The 22,882-nt window shown below is 26.6% G+C and carries 19 protein-coding genes; 7 read left to right on the top strand and 12 right to left on the bottom strand.

What is annotated here, in order from left to right:
- The first annotated feature begins 52 nt into the window (after positions 1 to 52).
- From AC1XWJ_RS01185 to AC1XWJ_RS01175, 3 genes are all read left to right on the top strand, one after another.
- The gene (locus AC1XWJ_RS01185; RefSeq protein WP_483333991.1) at positions 53 to 238 is read left to right on the top strand and encodes a DUF2929 family protein; all 186 of its coding nucleotides are present in this window, start codon (positions 53 to 55) and stop codon (positions 236 to 238) included.
- Positions 239 to 327: 89 nt separating this feature from the next.
- Positions 328 to 810, top strand: a complete 483-nt coding sequence (locus AC1XWJ_RS01180) for an NUDIX hydrolase (protein ID WP_483333989.1) — start codon at positions 328 to 330, stop codon at positions 808 to 810.
- A gap of 5 nt (positions 811 to 815) precedes the next feature.
- Positions 816 to 1,190 (top strand): thioesterase family protein, encoded by a 375-nt coding sequence (locus AC1XWJ_RS01175; protein WP_483333988.1) that lies wholly within the window; start codon positions 816 to 818, stop codon positions 1,188 to 1,190.
- Between the two features lie 39 nt (positions 1,191 to 1,229).
- Here the strand turns inward: AC1XWJ_RS01175 and AC1XWJ_RS01170 are convergent, their stop codons facing one another.
- The 7 genes from AC1XWJ_RS01170 to truA all read right to left on the bottom strand — a co-directional run bounded on the left by AC1XWJ_RS01170 (position 1,230) and on the right by truA (position 8,345).
- On the bottom strand, positions 1,230 to 2,309 hold the full coding sequence (locus AC1XWJ_RS01170) for an ABC transporter substrate-binding protein (RefSeq protein WP_483333987.1): 1,080 nt from the start codon (positions 2,307 to 2,309) through the stop codon (positions 1,230 to 1,232).
- Position 2,310: 1 nt separating this feature from the next.
- A complete protein-coding gene (locus AC1XWJ_RS01165; protein WP_483333985.1) occupies positions 2,311 to 3,102 on the bottom strand; it encodes an ABC transporter permease in 792 nt (263 codons plus the stop codon).
- 2 nt (positions 3,103 to 3,104) lie between these two features.
- Positions 3,105 to 3,917, bottom strand: coding sequence for an ABC transporter permease (locus tag AC1XWJ_RS01160; RefSeq protein WP_483333984.1), 813 nt, complete (start codon positions 3,915 to 3,917; stop codon positions 3,105 to 3,107).
- A gap of 2 nt (positions 3,918 to 3,919) precedes the next feature.
- On the bottom strand, positions 3,920 to 5,008 hold the full coding sequence (locus tag AC1XWJ_RS01155; protein ID WP_483333983.1) for an ABC transporter ATP-binding protein: 1,089 nt from the start codon (positions 5,006 to 5,008) through the stop codon (positions 3,920 to 3,922).
- 10 nt (positions 5,009 to 5,018) lie between these two features.
- The gene (locus tag AC1XWJ_RS01150) at positions 5,019 to 5,564 is read right to left on the bottom strand and encodes a helix-turn-helix domain-containing protein (RefSeq protein ID WP_483333982.1); all 546 of its coding nucleotides are present in this window, start codon (positions 5,562 to 5,564) and stop codon (positions 5,019 to 5,021) included.
- Between the two features lie 183 nt (positions 5,565 to 5,747).
- A complete protein-coding gene (locus AC1XWJ_RS01145; protein WP_483333981.1) occupies positions 5,748 to 7,442 on the bottom strand; it encodes a septation ring formation regulator EzrA in 1,695 nt (564 codons plus the stop codon).
- A 123-nt stretch (positions 7,443 to 7,565) separates the two neighbouring features.
- The gene (truA, locus tag AC1XWJ_RS01140; protein ID WP_483333980.1) at positions 7,566 to 8,345 is read right to left on the bottom strand and encodes a tRNA pseudouridine(38-40) synthase TruA; all 780 of its coding nucleotides are present in this window, start codon (positions 8,343 to 8,345) and stop codon (positions 7,566 to 7,568) included.
- A gap of 261 nt (positions 8,346 to 8,606) precedes the next feature.
- On the opposite strand from truA, the gene AC1XWJ_RS01135 reads away from it, so the two are divergent.
- Complete coding sequence (locus tag AC1XWJ_RS01135) at positions 8,607 to 10,667, top strand: 5'-nucleotidase C-terminal domain-containing protein (protein WP_483333978.1); 2,061 nt, start codon at positions 8,607 to 8,609, stop codon at positions 10,665 to 10,667.
- A gap of 100 nt (positions 10,668 to 10,767) precedes the next feature.
- Here the strand turns inward: AC1XWJ_RS01135 and AC1XWJ_RS01130 are convergent, their stop codons facing one another.
- The 4 genes from AC1XWJ_RS01130 to prmA form a co-directional block, all read right to left on the bottom strand.
- Positions 10,768 to 11,166: a hypothetical protein gene (locus AC1XWJ_RS01130; RefSeq protein ID WP_483333976.1), complete on the bottom strand. Its 399-nt coding sequence runs from the start codon at positions 11,164 to 11,166 to the stop codon at positions 10,768 to 10,770.
- A 236-nt stretch (positions 11,167 to 11,402) separates the two neighbouring features.
- A complete protein-coding gene (locus tag AC1XWJ_RS01125) occupies positions 11,403 to 13,271 on the bottom strand; it encodes a 3'-5' exonuclease (protein WP_483333974.1) in 1,869 nt (622 codons plus the stop codon).
- A gap of 2 nt (positions 13,272 to 13,273) precedes the next feature.
- Positions 13,274 to 14,443 (bottom strand): CCA tRNA nucleotidyltransferase, encoded by a 1,170-nt coding sequence (locus AC1XWJ_RS01120; protein WP_483333972.1) that lies wholly within the window; start codon positions 14,441 to 14,443, stop codon positions 13,274 to 13,276.
- A 76-nt stretch (positions 14,444 to 14,519) separates the two neighbouring features.
- Positions 14,520 to 15,455: a 50S ribosomal protein L11 methyltransferase gene (gene prmA / locus AC1XWJ_RS01115; protein ID WP_483333971.1), complete on the bottom strand. Its 936-nt coding sequence runs from the start codon at positions 15,453 to 15,455 to the stop codon at positions 14,520 to 14,522.
- A gap of 159 nt (positions 15,456 to 15,614) precedes the next feature.
- Between prmA and uvrB the strand changes: the two genes are divergently transcribed.
- From uvrB to AC1XWJ_RS01100, 3 genes are all read left to right on the top strand, one after another.
- On the top strand, positions 15,615 to 17,609 hold the full coding sequence (uvrB, locus tag AC1XWJ_RS01110; RefSeq protein ID WP_483333969.1) for an excinuclease ABC subunit UvrB: 1,995 nt from the start codon (positions 15,615 to 15,617) through the stop codon (positions 17,607 to 17,609).
- An 80-nt stretch (positions 17,610 to 17,689) separates the two neighbouring features.
- A complete protein-coding gene (locus AC1XWJ_RS01105; protein ID WP_483333968.1) occupies positions 17,690 to 18,751 on the top strand; it encodes a D-alanine--D-alanine ligase in 1,062 nt (353 codons plus the stop codon).
- 16 nt (positions 18,752 to 18,767) lie between these two features.
- Positions 18,768 to 20,129: a UDP-N-acetylmuramoyl-tripeptide--D-alanyl-D-alanine ligase gene (locus AC1XWJ_RS01100; RefSeq protein WP_483333967.1), complete on the top strand. Its 1,362-nt coding sequence runs from the start codon at positions 18,768 to 18,770 to the stop codon at positions 20,127 to 20,129.
- Positions 20,130 to 20,173: 44 nt separating this feature from the next.
- Here AC1XWJ_RS01100 and alaS read toward each other — a convergent pair whose 3' ends face one another.
- Positions 20,174 to 22,798: an alanine--tRNA ligase gene (gene alaS, locus AC1XWJ_RS01095; RefSeq protein ID WP_483333965.1), complete on the bottom strand. Its 2,625-nt coding sequence runs from the start codon at positions 22,796 to 22,798 to the stop codon at positions 20,174 to 20,176.
- Between the last annotated feature and the right edge of the window lie 84 nt (positions 22,799 to 22,882).

Raw genomic sequence — 22,882 nt, 5'->3', positions numbered from 1 at the left:
TGTTTCATTTAGATGTATAATAGTATTATCATATATGAAAGGAGTGTTCTTTTTGAGATTTATAGTATCACTATTTTGGGGATTTATTTTCTCATTTATAGCAATTTTTATCATAAAATCTATTTTAGGTGATAACGGAAGTAGTCTTAATCTTCTTAATTGTTCAATCTTCTCATTGGCACTTTCTTTTGGAGTTGTAGCGTTAGATAAACTTGCTACTAATTCAAAAAGTAAATAATTTATAGTTTATTTTGAGGTTGTAATAACGGATAAATGTATAATTTATCAAGAAATTACTACCTCTTTGATTTATAGGAGGATAATGTTTTGATAACGTTAGGAAGTATGTGTTATGTAGACAATGGAGATTCTTTTTTAATGCTAAAAAGAACAAAGAAAAAAAATGACATTCATAAAGATCTTACAATTAGTGTAGGCGGTAAATTTGAAGAAGGCGAAACTCCAGAAGAATGTGTAATTAGAGAAGTAAAAGAAGAAACCAATCTTAATATAATAAACCCTAAACTAAGAGGTATTATAGTATTTCCTAATTTTGAAGAAAATACTAACTGGTATACTTACGTATTTACTGCTACAGAATTTTCTGGTATATTAACTGATGATTGTCCAGAAGGTGATCTTATATGGATAAAAAAAGAAGATATAAAAAATAGAAAAATTCATACTTGGGAGGGAGATTATATATTCTTAGATTGGTTAATAGAAAATAAACCATTCTTTTCAGCCAAATTTATTTATGAAAACAATCAATTCAAAGATTATAGTGTAACCTTCTATAAAGGAGAATAATAAATATGAAAATTAACGAAACTTTTACAAAAGAATATACAATTTCAATAAACCATAGTGCAAAAAATATGGGAAGCGGAGATTTAGAAGTCTTATCTACTCCTATGCTAGTTGCTTTTATGGAAGAAACGTCAAAATTACTAGTAAATAATTATCTAGAAGATGGATTAGGAACTGTTGGCAGCAATATAAATATTAATCATCTACGTCCTACAAAAATAGGTGCTAGTATTAGTATAACAACTCGTATAGTGGAAATTATAAAAGATAAAATTATTAATTTTGAAATTACTGCTCACGAAAACAATATAGAAATTGCTAATGCTACTCACACTCGCGTAATAATTAATAATAAAAAATTTTTAGAACGTTTAAACTAAAATAAATCTCGCTATTTTTACTTAATAGCGAGATTTATTTTAATTACGATTACTATTGATTTTAAATTCTAAAAATAAATCATTTTGTAATTGAACTATTTTTTGACTGTGTGCTTGATAAACTTCTAAACGTTTTATAATATCATCTTTAGGATAAAATTGTTCGTCAGATACTATTTCCTCTGGTAATAATTCTAATGCACTTTTAACTGGAGTCGCATATCCTATATATTCTGCATTAATAGCTGCATTTTCTGGTCTTAACATAAAGTTAATAAATTTATACGCAGCTTCTTCATTTTTAGAAATTTTAGGTATTACCATATTATCAAACCAAATATTGCTCCCTTCTTTAGGAACTCTATATACTAAATCTTCATTATTACTAATCATCTCATTAGCATCTCCAGAAAAAGCAACTGCAACTTTTGATTCATTGTTAGACATTAACATAATTTTTTCATCACTATTAATTGCTTTAATATTTGCTCCCAAAAATTCTAATTTTCTTTCTGCTAATCTTAAATCAACTTCATTAGTTTCATTGACAGATTTTCCTTCAGATTGCAGAGCAATACCAAGCATTTCTCTTGCTCCATCAATTAGCAATACTTCGTTTTTTAATCTTGCATCCCACAAATCATCCCACTTATCAAAAGTTAAATCTTCATCAACCAATTTAGAATTATAAACTATTCCTAGAGTTCCCCAAAAATACGGGATAGAGTAACTGTTATTAGGATCAAAACTTTTATTAACTAATCTTTCATCAATATTATCAAATCCATCTATTTTACTTTTATCTAGTTTTTTTAGCATATCTGCATCTATCATTTTTCTTATCATATAATCAGAAGGAACGACTATATCATACGAAGTTGAGCCTGATTTTAATTTTGTAAAAAGTGCTTCATTAGAATCAAATGTTTCATAAATTACAGATATTCCTGTCTCTTCTTCAAACTTTTTTATTAATTCAGGTGCTATGTACTCTCCCCAGTTAAAAATAGTTAGTGTATTTTTATCACCAGCTTCTGAAGAATCTATGTAACTCTTACTTTGGAGTAACCCTAAGCTCACTAAAAGGATAATTAATGAATAAATAATTAACTTTTTCATTTTATACCTCCTGTTTCTTTAACTTATTTACACTAATCACATAATATATAGCTACTGCTAATACTACAAATACTGTTATAACTGTTGATAGTGCATTAATCTGCAAGTTAATACCTCGTCTTGCCATAGAGTAAACTTCAACAGATAAAGTCTGGAAACCATTACCAGTTACAAAAAATGTAACAGCAAAATCATCAAGGGAGTAAGTAAGTCCCATAAAAAATCCAGCTAATATTCCCGGTGTTATATAAGGTACTATCACTTTTGTGATTACTTGATAACTATTTGCACCTAAATCCACAGCTGCATCTATCATTGAAATTGGCATTTCATATAATTTAGGAAGTACCATAAGAACTACTATAGGTATACTAAATGCGATATGAGATATTAAAACAGACCAAAAACCTTGAATACTATCTTTAAAGAAGAAATTAAACATTAATAAAAATGAGCAGCCTATTATTACATCTGGACTAACTATTAGAATATTATTTCCAATTAAAACACTATTTTTAAACTTTTTCGTTTTTAAAGAATATATTGCTAACGCGCCAAATGTTCCTAAAATTGCAGAAACTAATCCGCATAATAATGCAACTACTAAAGTATTTATTACTATAACTATCATTCTACTATTTTCAAACAGCTCTAAATAATGAACAAACGAAAAACTTTCAAATGAATTCATATTTTTTCCTGAACTAAATGAAAACCAAGCTAAATAAATTATAGGAATATACAAAATAACAAACATTATTGATAAATATAATTTAGAAGATATATTTTTCATAATTACTTTCTCCCTCCTAATTTATTTTTACTATTAGTAAAGATCATAATAATAGCCATTGTAAAAATTAAAAATACTGCAATAGTAGATCCTAAGCCAACATTTTGTGTAACTAAGAAATGTTCTTCAATAGCTGTACCTAAGTTAATAATTTTATTACCAGCAATTAATCTTGTTATCATAAATATTGATAAAGCAGGAATAAATGTTACTTGAATACCTGTTTTTACCCCCTCTAAACTAAGTGGTAAAATTACTTTTAAAAATGTAGTTTTTGCATTAGCACCTAAATCATACGAAGCATTAACAATATTCTCATTTATACCAGAAACAGAGTTATATATTGGCAACAACATAAATGGTAAAAATATATATACAGATACAAAAACAAAACTAAATGAATTGAACAATAAATCTTGTGTTCCTATACCTATAAACTCCAAAACACTATTAACTGTTCCATATTTACCAAATAATCCTAAAAATGCATAAGTTTTTAATAAAATATTTATCCAAGTAGGTAGAATAATTAATAAAAGCAATAATCCTTTATACTTACTGCGACTAATTACAAACGCTAAAGGATAACTTAAAATCAAACAAATAGCAGTTATAATAAAAGCATACCAAAAACTATAAAAAGTCATCCACATATAACTTTTGCCAAAAAATTCTTTATAGTTAGCTAGCGTTAAGTTACCACTAGTATCATGGAATGAATAATAAAGTATCAACATTATAGGAAAGACTACAAAAAGAAACATCCATAAAAAGTAAGGAACTGCAAACATAACTTTAGTTTTTTTATTGAACATAGCTATTCCTCCTCTTCATACGATTCTAATCTTGCATCAAATTCTTCCTCTGTTTCTCCAGGGACCATTATATGAATTGCTTCTGCATCAAAATTAAGTCCTACTGCTTGTCCTGGTTTAGCAGGTTTGGTAGAATGAACAATCCATTCATTATATTGATCATCTAAACAACATATTTCATAATGAACACCTCTAAATAATTGAGTATCTACTACTACATTTATTTTTCCTTTTTCTACCGATGTTATTTCTAAATCTTCTGGTCTAATAACTACTTCTACTCGTTTATTTTTATCAAGACCCGCATCAACACATTCATACTGCTTACCATAAATTTCTACTAAATAATCTTCAACCATTACAGCATTTACTATATTTGATTCACCTATAAAATCTGCAACAAATTTGTTTACAGGTTCGTCATAGATATCTAATGGAGTCCCGCTTTGCTCTATTCTACCATGATTCATAACAAATATATAATCACTCATCGCCAAAGCTTCTTCTTGGTCATGAGTTACATAAATAAATGTGATTCCTGTCTGTTGTTGTAATTCTCTAAGTTCGTATTGCATTTCTTGACGTAATTTCAAATCTAAAGCTGATAATGACTCATCTAACAAAATAATTTCAGGTTCATTTATTATTGCACGAGCTATCGCAACACGTTGTTTTTGTCCACCACTCATTTCGTTAATAGTGCGTTTTTCGAATCCTGATAAATTAACTAATTTTAGAGCTTTTTTTACTTTTTTCTTAATAATTTCTTTTTTTTCATTTTTTATTTTTAATCCAAATGCTACATTTTCAAAAACGTCCATATGTGGAAATAATGCATAATCTTGGAATACAGTATTAACTTGTCGTAAATTTGCTGGCACATTATTTACAACTTTACCTGATAATAATACTTCTCCTTCTGTCGGTTGTAAAAAGCCACCAATTAATTTTAAAATTGTACTCTTACCACAACCACTAGGACCTAATAAAGTATAAAATTTTCCTTTTTCTATTTCTAAATCAATATTTTTTAAAACATTTGTATTGCCAAAAGACATATTAACATCTTTAAATTCAACAATATTTACCATAATAAACCTCCTATAAATATGAATTAGTAACTACAATTAATACCTCACATTCTTCATCAAAAGGATTAGACAAAACGTGTTCATCCGTAGCAGTAAAATAAAAAGTTTCATCTGTTTCTGCTATATACTCTTTACTACCGAATGTCAACATACATTTTCCTTTTAATATATAGCAAAGTGTATCTGATTCAGATGGATCAAATTTTTTATAGTTACTTTTACTCTCAAGTGTAAGAACCAATGATTCCATTTCCTTTTCATTAGATTCTGGAACTAACCATTTTAACTTATATAAATCATCAGTTTCTTCATAAATAGTTTGATCCTCTTTTTTATATAAAATTTGCTGTTTTGAACTATTTTGTTCGAAAAAATCCTTAGGCTCACATCCCAAAACTTGCAAAATATTAAAAAAAGTTTCCATAGATGGTGAAGCTAAATCTCGTTCTACTTGTGATATATACCCTTTTGATAAATCCGTTCGTTCTCCTAACTCTTCTTGGGTGAGTCCTTTTTGTATTCTTAATTTTTTTAACTTGTATCCTATTAGATTCACATTACCTCCAAAGTTTAGTATTAATAAACCTTTAGTATAACAAGTTTATTAATACTAAACTATTTGTTTGATATTATTAATTCTTATATTATTCTACATTATTTATAAAATAATTTCAATAGTTTTTTATATTTAGAAACAAAAAAAGTAATACAATATCTCTACTGTATTACTTAAAAAATTTTAATATACTTTAACTTCTTTTTTTATTCTATCATAAGCTCCAGGTTCTACTTTGTCCAGTGTATTTTTTATAATATCCAAAGTTTTGTTATAACGGTACTCTTTATAATACTGCTCTGCTATTGTTAATTGCTTATGTAATTCAACATTATCTTTTCTATATCTATTAGTGTATCTTATTAGTTTTTCAACTAGCTGAATATCCGTTAAAATATTATTAACTTCATTTTTATAAATATTTAGTGATTCTGTAGCCTCGTCCACTGATTGCTTGACTAAATCAATATTCATAGGCTCTTTTTGTAACTCTTCTAAGGCATATTTATAACTATCTGTTACCTCTTTATACAAGATTACAAATCTATCACTAAATCCAGGTACTCTCGAGTTGGATAATTTTCTTCTAACTATTTCTTTTTCTTGATTAATTTCATTTAATTTTTCACGAGATCTTAGTTCTTCTTCTCTTAATCCAGTTAAATATCTAGAATAATTTGTTTGTTCTTCCTCTATTTTTTCTAATGCTACACCTAAAGTTTGAACTTTTTCTTTTAAATCTTTGTAATTCAAACGAGGTTGATTACTAATGTAAACATCTATTTCATGTTTTATATCTAATAATTCACCTATACTACTATAATTTTTTTCAATCATTTCTTCATCTTGTGAATATATTTGATATCTATTTTTTATTTCTTGAATGTTATTATATAGAGCTTCATTTAATTTATCTTGAACATTTAATTTGTTACTTATTTCTGAATAATTTTCTTCTACATATTTTTTGTATTCTAACTCTTTTTTCAAATTATTAGAAACTTCATCAATAACATCGTATATTCCATCAAGTATAGACTCAATTAAATCAATGTCACCAGATTTAACTTTTTCTCTAGCATCATTCAACTGCCAAACACAGCTTTCAATTTTAGTTGATATATCTAAATGAGAAAGTTTAAATCCTTTTTTCTCCATTTCTTCTACTTTTAGTCTAAGTGTTTGAATTTGTGATGGCGTAGTTTTTTCTATTTCTCTCAATATTTCTGGAAGAATTTCCATTCTTTCTCTCAAATCAATAACTTTTATTTTTACATCATTAATAGTTTCTTGTGCTTCGATATATTTACCATTTGCTGTTAAATTTCTAAATTCATCCAATATTGGTGCTATATCTTTTAAATTTTGTTCAAAACTTTCTGATGCTCCTCCATACTGATGACGTTTAGCTAATAATTCTCTATTTAAATCTTTATACTCTTTTACTATTTCTTCATATTGAATTTTGTTATTTGGCTCTATTTCAGTTAATTCTTTAATTTCTTTTCTAATAACAGCTATTTTTTCTCTGATAGTAGATATATTTTCCCCACAATCAAAAATTATTTCGTCTGCTCTTTTAAAATTGAATTTATCAATATAAGATTCTGCTTGGTATAACTCTTTATCAAGTTCATCAATATCTATACTTTGTATTTCATACCACGTACTTTCCCAATCTTCATACAAACTTTGAGCTTTACCTGCAATGTTTAATGTTTTTACTTGTTTTAGATCTTCAGATAGAGTTTCTCGCTCTAACTCATCTTTGGCTTCAAGTAATGGTAGCAAATCTTGTTTTTTTCTATTTCTTAATATAAATAGAGCTAGCGTTCCTGCAACAAACGCTATAAACAAAAATGCATAAAAATATAACATAGTTGTTCCTCCAATAAAATTTTTCTTTCTTATCTATTTTTCTAAAATAAATACAATATAGTAAAATTATATCATTTTTATTTTGAAAAACAAAGAGTTTTATACAATTTTATGCATTATAAATTAATTTTCATGTAAATTTTCAATAAATTTGTTAATCACATTTTCTTTGTATTTAACATTTTTTAAATATAGACCGTTAGCATCTGCTCTCTTTCCAGCAAAACTTCTATCTTTTTTGGCTATAATTTCTGGTATTTTTGATTTATCATACTTCCCAGTAGCTACATCTGTAATAGTACCTATTATTATTCTAACCATATTATATAAAAAGCCATCACCTGTGATTTCAAATATTATAATATCATTTTCTTTTCTCATAGTGAAATTAGTTATAGTTCTAACTTTATCTTCTACGCTACTATTTTTTGAACAAAATGAACTAAAATCATGTGTACCTATAAAATATTGTAAGCAATCTTGTGCTTTATAATAGTCGAAATTAAATGGACAATGCCCTACATAATTTACTAAAAACGGATTTATATTTTTAGATACGCATAATCTATATTCGTATGTTTTCTTTATACTATCAAATCTAACATGAAAGTTATCTGAAACTATTTTACTGCCTATTATTCTAATATCTTTCGGTAAATAAGCATTGACTGAATTTAGCCAAGCCTCTTCTGTAAGATTAAGATTAGTATCAAAATGAATCGGTTGAATATAAGCATGTACTCCACTATCGGTTCTGCCACTCATATGAATTCTTATATTTGTTCCTTTATGAATACGTGCCAAACTTTTTTCAATCATTTCTTGAATAGTTTTATTGTTAGGCTGTATTTGAAATCCATGATATCTACTTCCATCATATCTACATACTAATAATACTCTCAATTTATTTCTCCTAAATTTTTATATGTACAATTATACAATAAATATTTATACATGTTCAATTATATATTTTATAAAAAACTAATTAATAAAATAATCTATACAATAACGTTCGTTAGTAAAGCCTTTTTATTATTAAAGTAAAATTAGATCACCTTTACTTTTCTTTATTTAATATGTACTTATAAATATTTTATTGCTTTTCGTTCGTTATATTGTTATAATGTAATTGCTAAATATATTTTGAAAGGATTATTAATTATTATGAAAAATAAATTTAAAGTTTTACCATTCGCTGTGTTAAGTACAGGAATATTATCTGTTTATGCTTATGGAGAGCTAAATGAAACTTACGCCAAAGAAGGTGAAGTTGCAATACAAATGATGGGTATCAATGACTTACATGGACAATTAGAAGGTACAGGTTCTGTATATGAATATGGTACGAGATTAAAGGAACGTGGTGGTTCTGCTCCTCTACTTTCTGGTTATTTAGATAAAACAGAAAAAGAATTCAAAGATAATAAAGCCGAAGATGCTGTATCTACACGTGTTCAAGCTGGAGATATGGTAGGTGCTTCTCCAGCAGTTTCTGGAATCTTACAAGATGAACCTACTATAAAAGCTTTAAATGAAATGAAGTTTGAAGTTGGAACATTAGGTAATCACGAATTTGATGAAGGTTTAGCAGAATACAATCGTATTTTGAAAGGAGAAGCTCCGGAGAAAGGTAAATTTAATAAGGCTGTTGAGTCTTATCCTAGAGAAGCATCAAATATGAAAATTGTAGTTGCTAATGTAGTTGACAAGCAAACACAAAAAACTCCTTTCGATTGGAAACCTTATACTATAAAAACTTATACAGATTCAGAAGGTGAAACTGCAAAAATTGGATATATTGGTGTAGTTACTTCTGAAATTCCTAATTTAATATTGAAAAAACATTGGGAGCAATACGATATACTAGATCCTGCTACTACTATAAACAAATATTCTAAGGAACTGCGTACAAAAGGTGTTAATGCAATAGTGGTTCTTGCCCACGAAGCAGCTACTTCTCCTAGCAATAATGCTACGGAAATAGGAGATGCAATAAAACGCATTATAGATTCTTTAGACAGTGATTCTAGCGTTGACGTTATTTTTGCTGGACATAATCACGTTATTGCAAATGGAACTTACAAAGGTATAAGAGTTGTTGAAGGAGCTTCTCAAGGAAAAGCTATATCTAATGTTATAGGTATTTATGACACAGCTACAAATGACTTTAAAGAAGTTACAGCAGAAATAGTAAAAGTTTTAGATAATGGAACAGTCACTCCTAATCAAAAATTAGTAGAATTAGCTAAAGATGCTAATGAAAGAATAAAAGAAATATTGTTAGAAGAACTTGCAAAATCAGAAAATACAATAGAACGAGTACCTTCTAACTCATCAGATTTAAAAGCTAACTTGGAATCTCCACTAGGAAATCTTATTACTGACGGGCAACTTTGGGCAGCAAGACAAGCTGGGTATAGCCAAGCAAGTTTTGCGATTACTAATCAGGGTGGAATACGTTCTGATTTAGAAGTTAAAGATGGTGTTATAACTTGGGGATCTGCACAAAAAGTCCAGCCGTTCGGCAATGTTATGCAAGTTATTAACATTAAAGGAAAAGATTTAATAGCTGCTCTGAACTCTCAGTACAATTCAGAAGAAAAATATTTACTACAAATATCAGGAATTATGTACACATATAAAGAAGCTCCAGATGGAACTGTTGATGCAAAAGGTAATCCTATTAAATGGGTTGTTGATAAAGCTTGGGTTGTAAAAGAAAATGGTAAACATGAATTAATTGAAGATAATAAAGAATATATTGGTGTTATTAATGACTTTTTATATGGAGGTGGAGATGACTTCCCTGAATTTACAAAATCTAAATTAATAGGAGCATTAGATCCAGATACAGAAATATTTGTAAATTACTTAAAACATTTAGGTAAAATTCAAGCACCTGAACTAGGAAGAAAAGTATATTACAAAGATTATAAAGAACCAACAAATCCAAACAATAACAATCAAAATCCTAGCGTAAATCCTGGAAATAATAACGATAATAATTCAGAAAACAACAATAATAGCAATAATAATGAAGAAGATGTAAATGATGTCGATACTAATATAAACTCAGCTAATAATGACGGTGATGACAATAAACTACAAACTAACAATAATAAAAAATTACCAAATACAGGTATTGAAACTTCTAAAACAACTACATTAGTAGGTGCTACATTATTATTAATTGCAGCTTTACGTATGAGAAAGTATAAAAAATAAAATTAAAAAAGAAGATAGTATATTTATAATCTACTATCTTCTTTTTTAATAATTATTGAACCATATAAATATATACAATATCTAGTAATTAAATTTACTTCTAAAATTTTACCGAATTTTTCTTATATTGATAAATCCATTGTGATATAAATATTATTGATATTACAACAAACAGAGTAATAAAACTTATAATATTCGTTACAAACTCCAAATACCAAAATATAATTATAATAGAACTCACTACATAAATATAATTAATTATACTAGCAAGTTTCCAATTCATTTTAGTATATAAATTTTCTACATAATATTTTAAAACTCCAAAAATCATAAAACATATACATACTAAAGCTAATGCTTCAAAAATATTTTTATCTTCCATAAATGATTCCGGCAAATAATTAATATTATTATTTACATATTTATTTAATATTATGTAAAAAAATCCTACTAATACCGCTTCTAGTGCATATCTAAAAACTTCATTTAATTTTCTCATATATTTCCTCCTTATAAATTATTATATATTTATAAAATCAATAATCAAACATAATACCTTAAACCATGATAAACTAATAATAGAAAACGACGTCTATTTAACATAAAATATCATAATTTAACACAATAGTCAACACATATCCGACGCAAACTACAATTTTTATTACAAAATTAAATCTTATAAAACAATAATTCTATCGTTTTATAAGATTATTCTTACTATCATATTAATTTTATTTAATATTCTAAACTACTTACTGTTATAATTTCATCAAAAAGTAAGGTTAGGTATATTTTATAAGCCATTATTTCTTGATTCGCATAACATGCATATCCTAATTTACTATTTTTTATAATATCTTTAAATAATATAGAAAAATCATCATCTAATGAATATTTTTTAAATTTAACGTTAGATTTCTTATCTCTATTAGCATAATACAATTCTTTATATTTACTACTGTTAAATATATATAATTTCTTCATATTAAGATCAATGTTAAAGTTATCTTTTTTAAATATATCAACTTTTTTTCTATAATTTTCTACTTTAACAATATTTTCCAGAAATTTAATTTTATTATTATAAATTTTATTAATTAATATTTTTTCTTTTTTATAGTTATTTACTTTTATTATCATTGAACTACTGCTACTTATCGAACTAAATGTATAATATCCTTTTGAATTATTATGCAATATTAATAATAAATTGTTTAAAAATATCTTAGTTTTTATTAAAGTTGTTTTTAAATTACTAATTTCTTGAATGACATACTCTACATCATTTACTAAAAATTTTATAGCCTCATTATACAATTCTAAACTTTCTGCAACATACATTTCATGCAAGTAATTAATTAAATCTTCTATATTTTTTTGAATAACCACAATTTTTTTATCTCTAGTTTCATTAATTGCTATATTCAATTCCGTAACTACTTCTCTATAAACTATAATATTAGTACATAATCTTTTTATTTGTAATCCTAGGATATTCTTGTCTTCATACACAAAAATATCATTTTTAAAATAATTATTAGCTAATATATCTGTTAAATTAGTATAATTAGTAACTATATTCTCATTTAATAAAGCATTTTGTAACGTTATGTCATAGTAGTAATTTTCTTCTTCAAAATATTCTTTTAGTCTAGATAATTGATATACCTCTGACAAGTCTAAATTAAGTTCATTGAAGTTTCCTGAATTAGTTTCTTGTATCCAAACTAACAACTTTATAACTAAAGTATATGCACCAATATTTTCAAATTCTAATATATTTTTTTTGAATATTTTAAAAAAATTACACGGTATATAATCACCTTTATTATTTAAAATAACTATTTCTTTTTTTATATTCTGCAAGTTATATTTTATAAAATCTTTTTCTTCTATTGATGATAAAAATATATACCTACTAGATTTAAAATCTTTATTATAAAATTTAATTTTTTTAAAATAAAGATTATTTCGTAACATTAAATTAGACTTTTTAAATTCAAAATCGTTATTTCTGAAATATGTACTGAACCAATAAAGAGTATCATTATATTTTTTTAATAATGATGTTATACCAATAAAATTTTTTTCTTGTATAGTATTAATTTTAGTTATTATATGCTTCAGTAATTGTACCGTTAAATCTACATCAACTGCCGCATTATGACAATCACCTAAAAATTTTAATTCTAAATTTTCGGCAATATCTCCTAATCTATAACTAAATTGGGTTGGAAAATATAGTTTTGTAAGTTCTACTGTATCTAACATTAATACTGGAATATAATTTATTCCATTTTTTTCAAAATTATCTTTTAAAGTATTATAATCTTGAACAACTCCATGACAGACAAGGATATTATTTTTTATTTTGCTATATATTTCGTGAGCTATTTCTTTAAATGAAGGTTTATCTTCTAATTGTTTATCAGATATACCTGTCAAATTACTTACAAAAGAAGACAATTTGCTTTTTGGTTTGAAGAAATAATTATATTTATCAACTATATTTAATTTTTTATCAAGATTAACAATAGCTATTTGTATTATTTCTTTTTGTTCAGTTACTTCTATATCTACAACCGAAAAAGATCTTTCTAACATAATTAGTTCCTCAATTCTAATTCTACAAATTTTATAATATCTTCTTTATTATTATTAATATTTCTTAATAATATGCTGTACTCTATTTTTTGTAACAACTCTTTTATCCATTTACCTGGCTTTCTTTCTGGAAACATATTTATTATATCTTGTGGTTCTATATTAACATCCGAAAAAGTTTGTATAGGTAAATCCGATTTTTTTAATCTTTTGGGGCTTGTATAATTGTAAAAATCATTTATAAATTCAATTAATTCTTGATCATATCTGTACAATATTTTTTCTATAGATGTATTATTTAAAAATTCATTTTTTATCTTTACATACTGCTTTATAGTTGCTATATCTTTATTTGATAACTTTAATTGCTTTAAATATTCTGGAGATATATTATTAATATCAAGTAAACAAAACATTGCTTGAGCAAATGAAAATTTTGAACAATCTATATAGTTTTTTATATCTTTTATTACTGGAATATAGTTATTTAATCCACTTTCAAGCAATTTGTTAAATGCATAAACATTATTTTCTCCAACTAACAATTTTTTTAATTCTGATAAAATACGTTCCATAGAAATAAATTTAATTAACTTAGAATTCTTTTTTACTGCTTCGAATGTCTTTTCATCAATAGTAAAATTTAATTTTGATGAAAATCGAAAAACTCTAAGCATTCTAAGTGCATCTTCAGAAAATCGTTCATTAGGCTCATTTACAGTTCTTATTTTTTTCTCTTTTATATCTTTTAATCCTTCATGAAAATCAATAATATTTCCATTTTTGTCAAGAGTCATAGCATTTATTGTAAAGTCACGACGCTCTAAATCTTCTTCTAATGTAGTTATAAATTTAACATTTTTTGGTTTTCGATGATTGATATATTCACTTTCACTTCTAAATGTGGTTATTTCATAAAATCTATTTTTATATTTAACAGTTACCGTTCCGTGTTTAATTCCTGTATCAATAGTTATAGGAAATAATAATTTTATTTGATCAGGTGTTGCTGATGTAGTTATATCTATATCAGAAAATTTATTACCCATTACAAAATCTCGAACACATCCGCCTACAAAATAAGCTTTGTAATCATTATTTTCTAATATTTCTAATATTTCTCTTGCATAATAAAATTGTTTCAAAAAATTATTATTTAAATAATTCGTCATAAATTACCTCTAGTCTAATGTATCTGATTAAGAAGACTTAAAAATAATATGCCAACTTTATATAATTGTTGTCTAATTATTTATTAAATACTAATGAATACCAATCATTTTCTGAAGTTTCTTCTACTAATTTAAAGCCAACATTTATAGCTTTATTTAATAAATCATCTTTTTTATCCTTAATTATACCCGAAACAATATAATATCCGTTATCGTTCAACAATTTATAAGCATCATCTAACATAAGTTCGATAATGTGCGCTAATATATTAGCAACAATTATATCGTATTTTTTTTCTTCTTTTTCTAATAAGCTTGCCTGCTCCACTACTACCCTATCTTGAATATTATTCAAAATAAAATTTTCTTTAGAAACATCTACTGCTAATTTATCTAAGTCAACCGCTTTTAAATCTCCATTAGTTAAGTAGCTTGCCGCTATTGTCAAAATTCCACTACCACAACCAACATCTATAACACTATCATTATTTTTTACATATTTTTCCAAATTTTTTATACACAATGATGTAGTTTCGTGACCACCTGTTCCAAAAGCCATTCCGGGATCTATATTTATTATATATTTATTATCATCCATATCATAAGTTTTCCACGAAGGAACTATGGCAAAATTATTACCGATTGTTAAAACATCAAAATAATCTTTCCATGAATTTTCCCAATCACTATCTTTTAAAGTATTAGTAAATATGGCGAAAAAATCTCCTATGTTTATATTTTTTGATAATTCTAAAATTTCTTTTTTTATATTATTAAAAATATTATCATTAAAATTTAATTCATTAACGTACCCTTTTATTAAAACTCCCTCATTAGGAAAGTCATCTTTTGTAACACCTATAATAGTTCCAAAGTTATCATCTAAATTATCATTTAAAATACTACCATCTTCAACACAAACTCCAGTAGATCCATAATCTAATAATATTGACTCTACTATTTCACTAGCTTCTCCCGTAGTATGAACAATTATTTCAATCCAGTTTTCCATTAATATCTCCTATTAAAAAATTTTCATATATAATTATAGCATTTGTAATTTTTTTTATCTACAATAATACTAATTATTATATAATATAAACTTTTCAATGGCACAAATTATAGAATGGGTATATAATATTTTTAACAATTAATATTAAAGGTGATAGATTTGGAAAAAAAACATTACGATTTTAAACTAGAAAGCAAATATAAACCTAGCGGAGATCAAGTTCAAGCAATAGAAAAATTGACCACGGGTGTAAAAAACGGAGAAAAATTTCAAACATTATTAGGTGCTACTGGAACAGGAAAAACTTTTACTGTTTCAAATATTATTCAAAATGTAAAAAAACCTACATTAATTCTTGCACACAATAAAACATTAGCGGGGCAATTGTACAACGAGCTAAAAGCATTCTTTCCCAATAATAGAGTAGAATATTTTGTATCTTATTATGACTATTATCAACCAGAAGCATACGTTCCATCAACAGATACTTATATAGAAAAAGATTCTTCTGTTAATGATGAAATTGATAAGTTACGTCATAGTGCTACATCATCTCTTTTTGAGAGAGATGATGTTATTATTGTAGCTAGTGTCAGCTGTATTTATGGTTTAGGTTCTCCTAAAGAATATCAAGCACTACAATTAAATCTAAGAGTTGGTATGGAAATACCACGCAACAAAATTTTGGAAAAACTTATTAGTATTCAATACGTTAGAAATGATATAGATTTTAGTCGTGGAACTTTTCGGGTTAGAGGTGATATTATTGAAATTTTTCCAGCTTCTCGTAGTGAAAATTCAATTCGTATTGAGATGTTCGGAGATGAAATTGAACGAATACGTGAAATAGATTCGTTAACAGGGAAAATATTGTATGAACTAGATTATACTACTATCTTCCCAGCTAGTCACTTTATTGCAGGAGATGAAACTACTAAAGAAGCTATAAGAAGAATCCGTAAAGAATTAGATGAAAGACTGAAAGAATTAAGTTTAGATAATAAATTATTAGAAGTTCAACGCCTTGAACAAAGAACTAATTATGATTTAGAAATGATGGAAGAAATGGGCTTTTGTTCTGGAATAGAGAATTATTCTCTTCATCTGACATTACGTGAAAGAGGAGCAACTCCCTATACCTTACTAGATTACTTCCCCGATGATTGGTTATTAATCATAGATGAATCACATGTTACATTACCACAAGTTAGAGGAATGTATAATGGTGACCAAGCCAGAAAACAAGTCCTTGTTGACTATGGCTTTAGATTGCCATCAGCATTAGACAACAGACCATTGAATTTTCAAGAATTTGAAAATAAAGTCAATCAAGTAATATTTGTTTCTGCAACTCCAGGAGATTATGAACTAGAACATAGTGATGAAATAGTAGAACAAATTATTAGGCCTACCGGACTCCTAGATCCATTAATTGAAATTCGTCCAGTTAGCAACCAAGTTCACGATTTAGCAAAAGAAGCAGAAAAAATTATTGCTAAAGGAGAAAGGGTGCTAGTAACTACTCTAACAAAAAAAATGGCCGAAGCATTAACAGACTATCTAAAAGAAAATGGGTTGAAAGTAAAATATCTTCACTCAGATATAAAAACTTTAGAACGAACTGAAATAATAAGAGATTTACGTCTTGGAAAATTTGATATTCTAATAGGTATTAACTTATTACGTGAAGGCTTAGATATCCCAGAAGTTTCATTAGTAGCCATTTTTGATGCAGATAAAGAAGGATTTTTACGCGGGGACAAATCATTACTACAAACTATCGGTAGAGCTGCTAGAAATGCTAATGGTAGAGTTATTATGTATGCAGATAAAATAACAAGAAGTATGAACAAGGCTATTGAAGAAACTAATAGACGTAGAGAAATTCAAATTGCTTACAACGAAGAGCACAATATAGTACCAAAAACTATTATAAAAGACATAAGTGAATCAATATCTACGAAAAAAGAAGTATACGAAGATGAAGATAAGAATTTAACTGAAGTTCCTACGATGACGTCAGATGAAATATCAACTTATATCCAAACTTTAGAAGAAGATATGTTTGCAGCTGCAAGTAAATTTGAATTTGAAAAAGCAGCTCAGCTACGTGATTTAATAGCAGAAACAAAAAGTAAATATAAAATAAACTAGAAAAAATCTTGTTAATAATAAAATATTAATGATATAATTGTTTTATACCTTAATTACTTATAAAAAGGAGCTTTTAAAATATGAAAAAAGAAACATTAACAATAATATATGGCGGTAAAAGTTCAGAACATGAAATATCAATACTAACTGCTAAATCAATAATAAATGAAATTAATAAAGAAAAATATAATGTAATACCTATATTTATAAATAACAAAGGACAATGGGCAAAAGGAGAACAAATAGTAAATACTATTGAAGATGAGAAAGAACTTATATTCAATAATTTTAGTAACGATATTATTTCATTATTGTATGTAGATAACAAAAAAATTGATATAGTTTTTCCGGTGCTTCACGGTCCTAATGGAGAAGACGGCACAATTCAAGGATTTTTTGAAATTTTAGATGTAGCATACGTTGGAAACAATGTGCTTTCTTCTTCTACTGGCATGGATAAAGCTATAACAAAGAAAATATTTTCTAGCATTAGTTTACCACAACTTCCTTATGTAGATTTTACTGCAAATGACTGGCAAAATAATCAAGAAAATATATTAAAAGATTTAGAAAATAACTTAAAATATCCTATGTTTGTAAAACCAGCTAATCTTGGTTCTTCTGTTGGTATTAGCCGTTGCGAAAACAAAGAAAAGTTATTACTTGGAATAAAAGAAGCACTTAAATTTGATAGACGTATAGTTGTCGAAGAAGGAGTAATTGGAGCTAAAGAAATAGAAGTAGCTGTCATAGGTTTCAATGAAATTAGTTCAACAGAACCAGGAGAAATACTTAATATTTCTACATCTGATTTCTATGATTACGATACAAAATATACAGACGGCCAATCAAAAATGGAAATTCCTGCTAACATTAACAAAGAACTCTACCCTATATTTAGAGAAATGGCAGAGCATGCTTTTAAAGTTTTAGACTGTTCTGGTCTAGCTCGTGTAGATTTCTTCTTAACTAAAGATTGTAAAATTTATATTAACGAAATTAATACTATGCCTGGTTTTACTAAATTTTCTATGTTCCCATCATTGTGGAATAATATGGGAATAAGTTACGGAAAATTAATAGAAAACCTAATAGAATTAGCTAAAAAACGTTATAATGAAAGAAAATTACTTCAACAGTAAAATAAGTAGGTATAAAATGAACTATTCAATAATAGAACTAACAAAAATATTAAACACTACAAATTATAAACTTGTGAACGACAAAAATATTACAGGTGTCGCAATAGATAGCAGATTAGTTAAAAAAGGAGATTTATTTATTCCTTTTTTAGGAGAAAATGTAGATGGTCATGATTATATAGAAACTGCATTTAAAAACGGAGCAGTTGCTACATTATCTTTAAAACAAGATTTTGATATAGATAACAATATTATTTATATAAAAGATAGTTATAAAGCTATACAAAAATTAGCTAAAGATTACCTACAAAAAATAAATTGCAAAACTATAGCTATTACTGGAAGTAATGGAAAAACTACAACAAAGGATATAGTTTATGAATTGTTAGCTACAACTTATAAAGTTCATAAAACAAAAGGAAACTTCAATAATGAATTAGGAGTACCACTAACTATTTTAGATACTCCTAAAGATACTGATTATTTAATTTTAGAAATGGGAGCAGATGGATTTGGTCAATTAGAATTTTTATCTAAATTAGTTGAACCAGATATAGCTGTAATAACAAATATCGGAGAAAGTCATATTGAATTTTTCAAAGATAGACAAGGAATCGCTAAAGGAAAATACGAAATAACTTACGGTTTAAAAAATAATGGATATTTTGTTTTCAATGGTGACGAAGAATTATTAAGTTCTCTAGTTGACAGCTCTACTCATAAAAATTTTTCTTGTGGAATAACTAAAAAAAATGACATAATATTAGAAAATTATTACCAAGAAGATGATTATAATATTTTTAAAATTAATATTATTGATACTGAATTGAAAACAAAATTAAAAGGTAAGCATAATTTATTAAATATTTTATATGCAATCACTATTGCAAAACAAGAAAATATTGGTAACAACAAAATTGCTTTAACTCTAGAAAACTTAGAGAAAATTACAAAAATGCGCTTAGAAAGTATAGATTACCATAATAATAGTTTAATAATAAATGATGCTTACAACGCTAGTCCTACTTCGATGAAAGCAGCAATTGACGTTCTTGATGAATTAAATAATTTTAAATATAAAACATTAGTTCTTGGAGATATGTTTGAACTAGGTAGTGATGAAATACTTTTTCACGCAAGCATCGGAGAATATATAACAAAAAATTCTAATACAATTAATAAAGTAATAACTGTTGGAATGTTATCTAAACATATTAATAACTATATAACTAATAAAGAAATTGAAACTATCCACTTTAATAGTAATAAAGAAGTTATCAATTACTTACTTAATAATAAAATAGACAATGAAGTTATATTATTCAAAGCTAGTAGAGGTATGAAACTAGAAAATATAATTAATGAAATTAATAAATAAAAAAATTCCTAGGTATTGATACAACCTAGGAATTTTTTTTATGATTATAGGCTATTTTCTAATTCAGCAAATGCTTGTTGAATTTTATCTTTATTTTTAGCACCTGCTTGTGCCATATCTGGACGCCCTCCACCTTTTCCATCACAAACATTAGCTAAAATATTAACTAATTTTCCTGCTTGATATTTATCAGTAATAGATTTGTCAACAGCCACTACAAAATTAACTTTATCATCATTAATAGATGCAAATGCAATTATATAATTTTCTAATTTTTCTTTTGCATTATCAACTATTTGTTTTAAATGATTCATATTTTCTGATTCTACAACACTTGTTAAAAGTTTAATACCTTTAACTTCTTTTGCCGATGACAATAAATTGTTAATTTCTGCATTAGCTATTTTTTGTTGTAAAATTTCTTTTTCTTTATTTAATTTCTTAATATCATTTTGTAAATTAGTAATTTTTTCTACAATATTACTATCATTAGCTTTAATTAATTTATAAACATCATTAAATATTGCATCTTTTTGTTTTTGATATTCATAAACTGCTTTTCCTGTAATAGCTTCTATTCTACGAACTCCTGCAGCTACTCCCGATTCAGAAATAATTTTGAATATTCCTACTTCAGATGAATTTTTACTATGTGTTCCCCCACATAATTCTATAGAATAATCACCAATAGATACTACACGAACTACATCACCATATTTCTCTCCAAACAATGCTTGTGCTCCTAGTTTTCTAGCTTCATCTATAGGCATTTCTTTAACAGCTATATCTAATGATTGCCATATCTTTTCATTAACTTCTTTTTCTACTGCTGCTATTTCTTCAGGAGTAAGTTGAGTAAAGTGTGTTATATCAAAACGTAATTTTTCATCTGTAACTAATGATCCTGCTTGTTTAATATGTTCACCTACTACTTTTCTTAGGGATTCATTTACAAGGTGAGTTGCAGTATGATTTTTTTCAATATTTAATCTATAATCTATATTTATTGTTAGTTTATATTCTTTATTTTTTTCTAAAATTCCTTCTTTTATCTTAATAAAATGTATATGACGTTTATCAGGAAGTTTCTTAACATCAATAACTTCTCCAACAAAGTTATCTCCTGTTACATAACCTTTATCAGCAACTTGTCCTCCACTTTCTGCATAGAAAGGTGTTTTATCAAAGATAACTTTTATAACATCATTATCATCTTTATATTCATTTAATATATTATCATTTTTATCGATAATTGCTATAACTTTAGCAATAGTCTCAAAATTATCATAACCGACAAACTCACTATCTCCTATTATTTTAGAATATAAGTCTGATTGTACTTGCATAGAATTATCATCTTGTCTAGAACTTCTTGCACGTTCCTTTTGTTTTTCCATTTCAACATTAAATCCATCAATATCAACAGTAAGTCCGTTTTCTAATGCATATTCTTCAGTTAATTCAATAGGGAATCCGAAAGTATCATATAATTTAAATGCACTTCCCCCTGATATAACATTAGTTGAATTTTTCACTTCTGATATGATTTCATTTAATATTTGTTCTCCTTCGTTTAATGTTTCATGGAATCTTTCTTCTTCTTTTAAGATAACATCTTTAACAAAATCAACAGAGTCAGTAACTTCTGGATAATAGTCGACCATTATTTCTGCAACAGTAGGAGTTAGTTTATACATAAAAGCTTTATTTAGATTCAAATATTTTGCATATCTAATTGCTCTTCGAATTAAACGACGTAAAATATATCCTCGTCCTTCGTTAGACGGCAATGCTCCATCTGATATTGCAAATACTACTGTTCTTATATGATCTGCTATTACTTTAAATGCTACATCTTTTTCTATATCAGATCCATATTTTTCATTTGAAATCTCTTCTATCTTTCTAATAATAGGAACAAACAAATCTGTATCAAAGTTAGTAGGGACATCTTGCATAACAGAGACTATACGCTCTAGTCCCATACCAGTATCTATATTCTTTGCTGGTAACTCTGTATATGTATCATCTGGATTATGATTATATTGACTAAATACAACATTCCAAACTTCTAAATATCGTTCATTTTCTCCACCAGGATACATTTCACATTCTGGAGATGTCGTATCAGAGTCTACTCCTCTATCATAAAATATTTCTGTATTAGGTCCTGATGGGCCTTCTCCTATATCCCAAAAATTACCTTCTATTCTTATAACTCTGTCATCCGATAAACCTATATTTTGTGTCCAAATTTTATAAGCTTCCGTATCTTCTGGATGAATTGTAACATACATCTTCTCTTTATCTAAGCCAAGCCATTTTTCTGAAGTTAAAAATTCCCAAGCCCATTCTACTGCTTCTTCTTTAAAGTAATCACCTATTGAGAAATTTCCTAACATTTCGAAAAATGTATGGTGTCTAGCTGTTTTTCCAACGTTTTCTATATCGTTAGTACGAATAGATTTTTGTGAGTTTGTTATTCTTGGATTATCTGGTATTTCTCTTCCATCAAAAAATCTTTTAAGAGCTGCTACTCCAGAATTAATCCACAGTAATGACGGATCATTGTTAGGAACTAAAGATGCTCCTGGTTCTATTCTATGTCCTTTCTCTACAAAGAAATCTAAAAACATTCTTCGCACTTGTGCTGATGATAATTTTTTCATATAAAATTCCTCCAATTAAATTTTAGTAAAAAATTCTTAACAAAAAAATCCCTTATATTCTATAAAAGAATACAAGGGACGAAT

This window comes from Gemelliphila sp. 1F1, from assembly GCF_056897515.1.
Note: the sequence above shows the minus strand (reverse complement) of the source record. Positions and strands in the feature narration are given on the sequence as shown.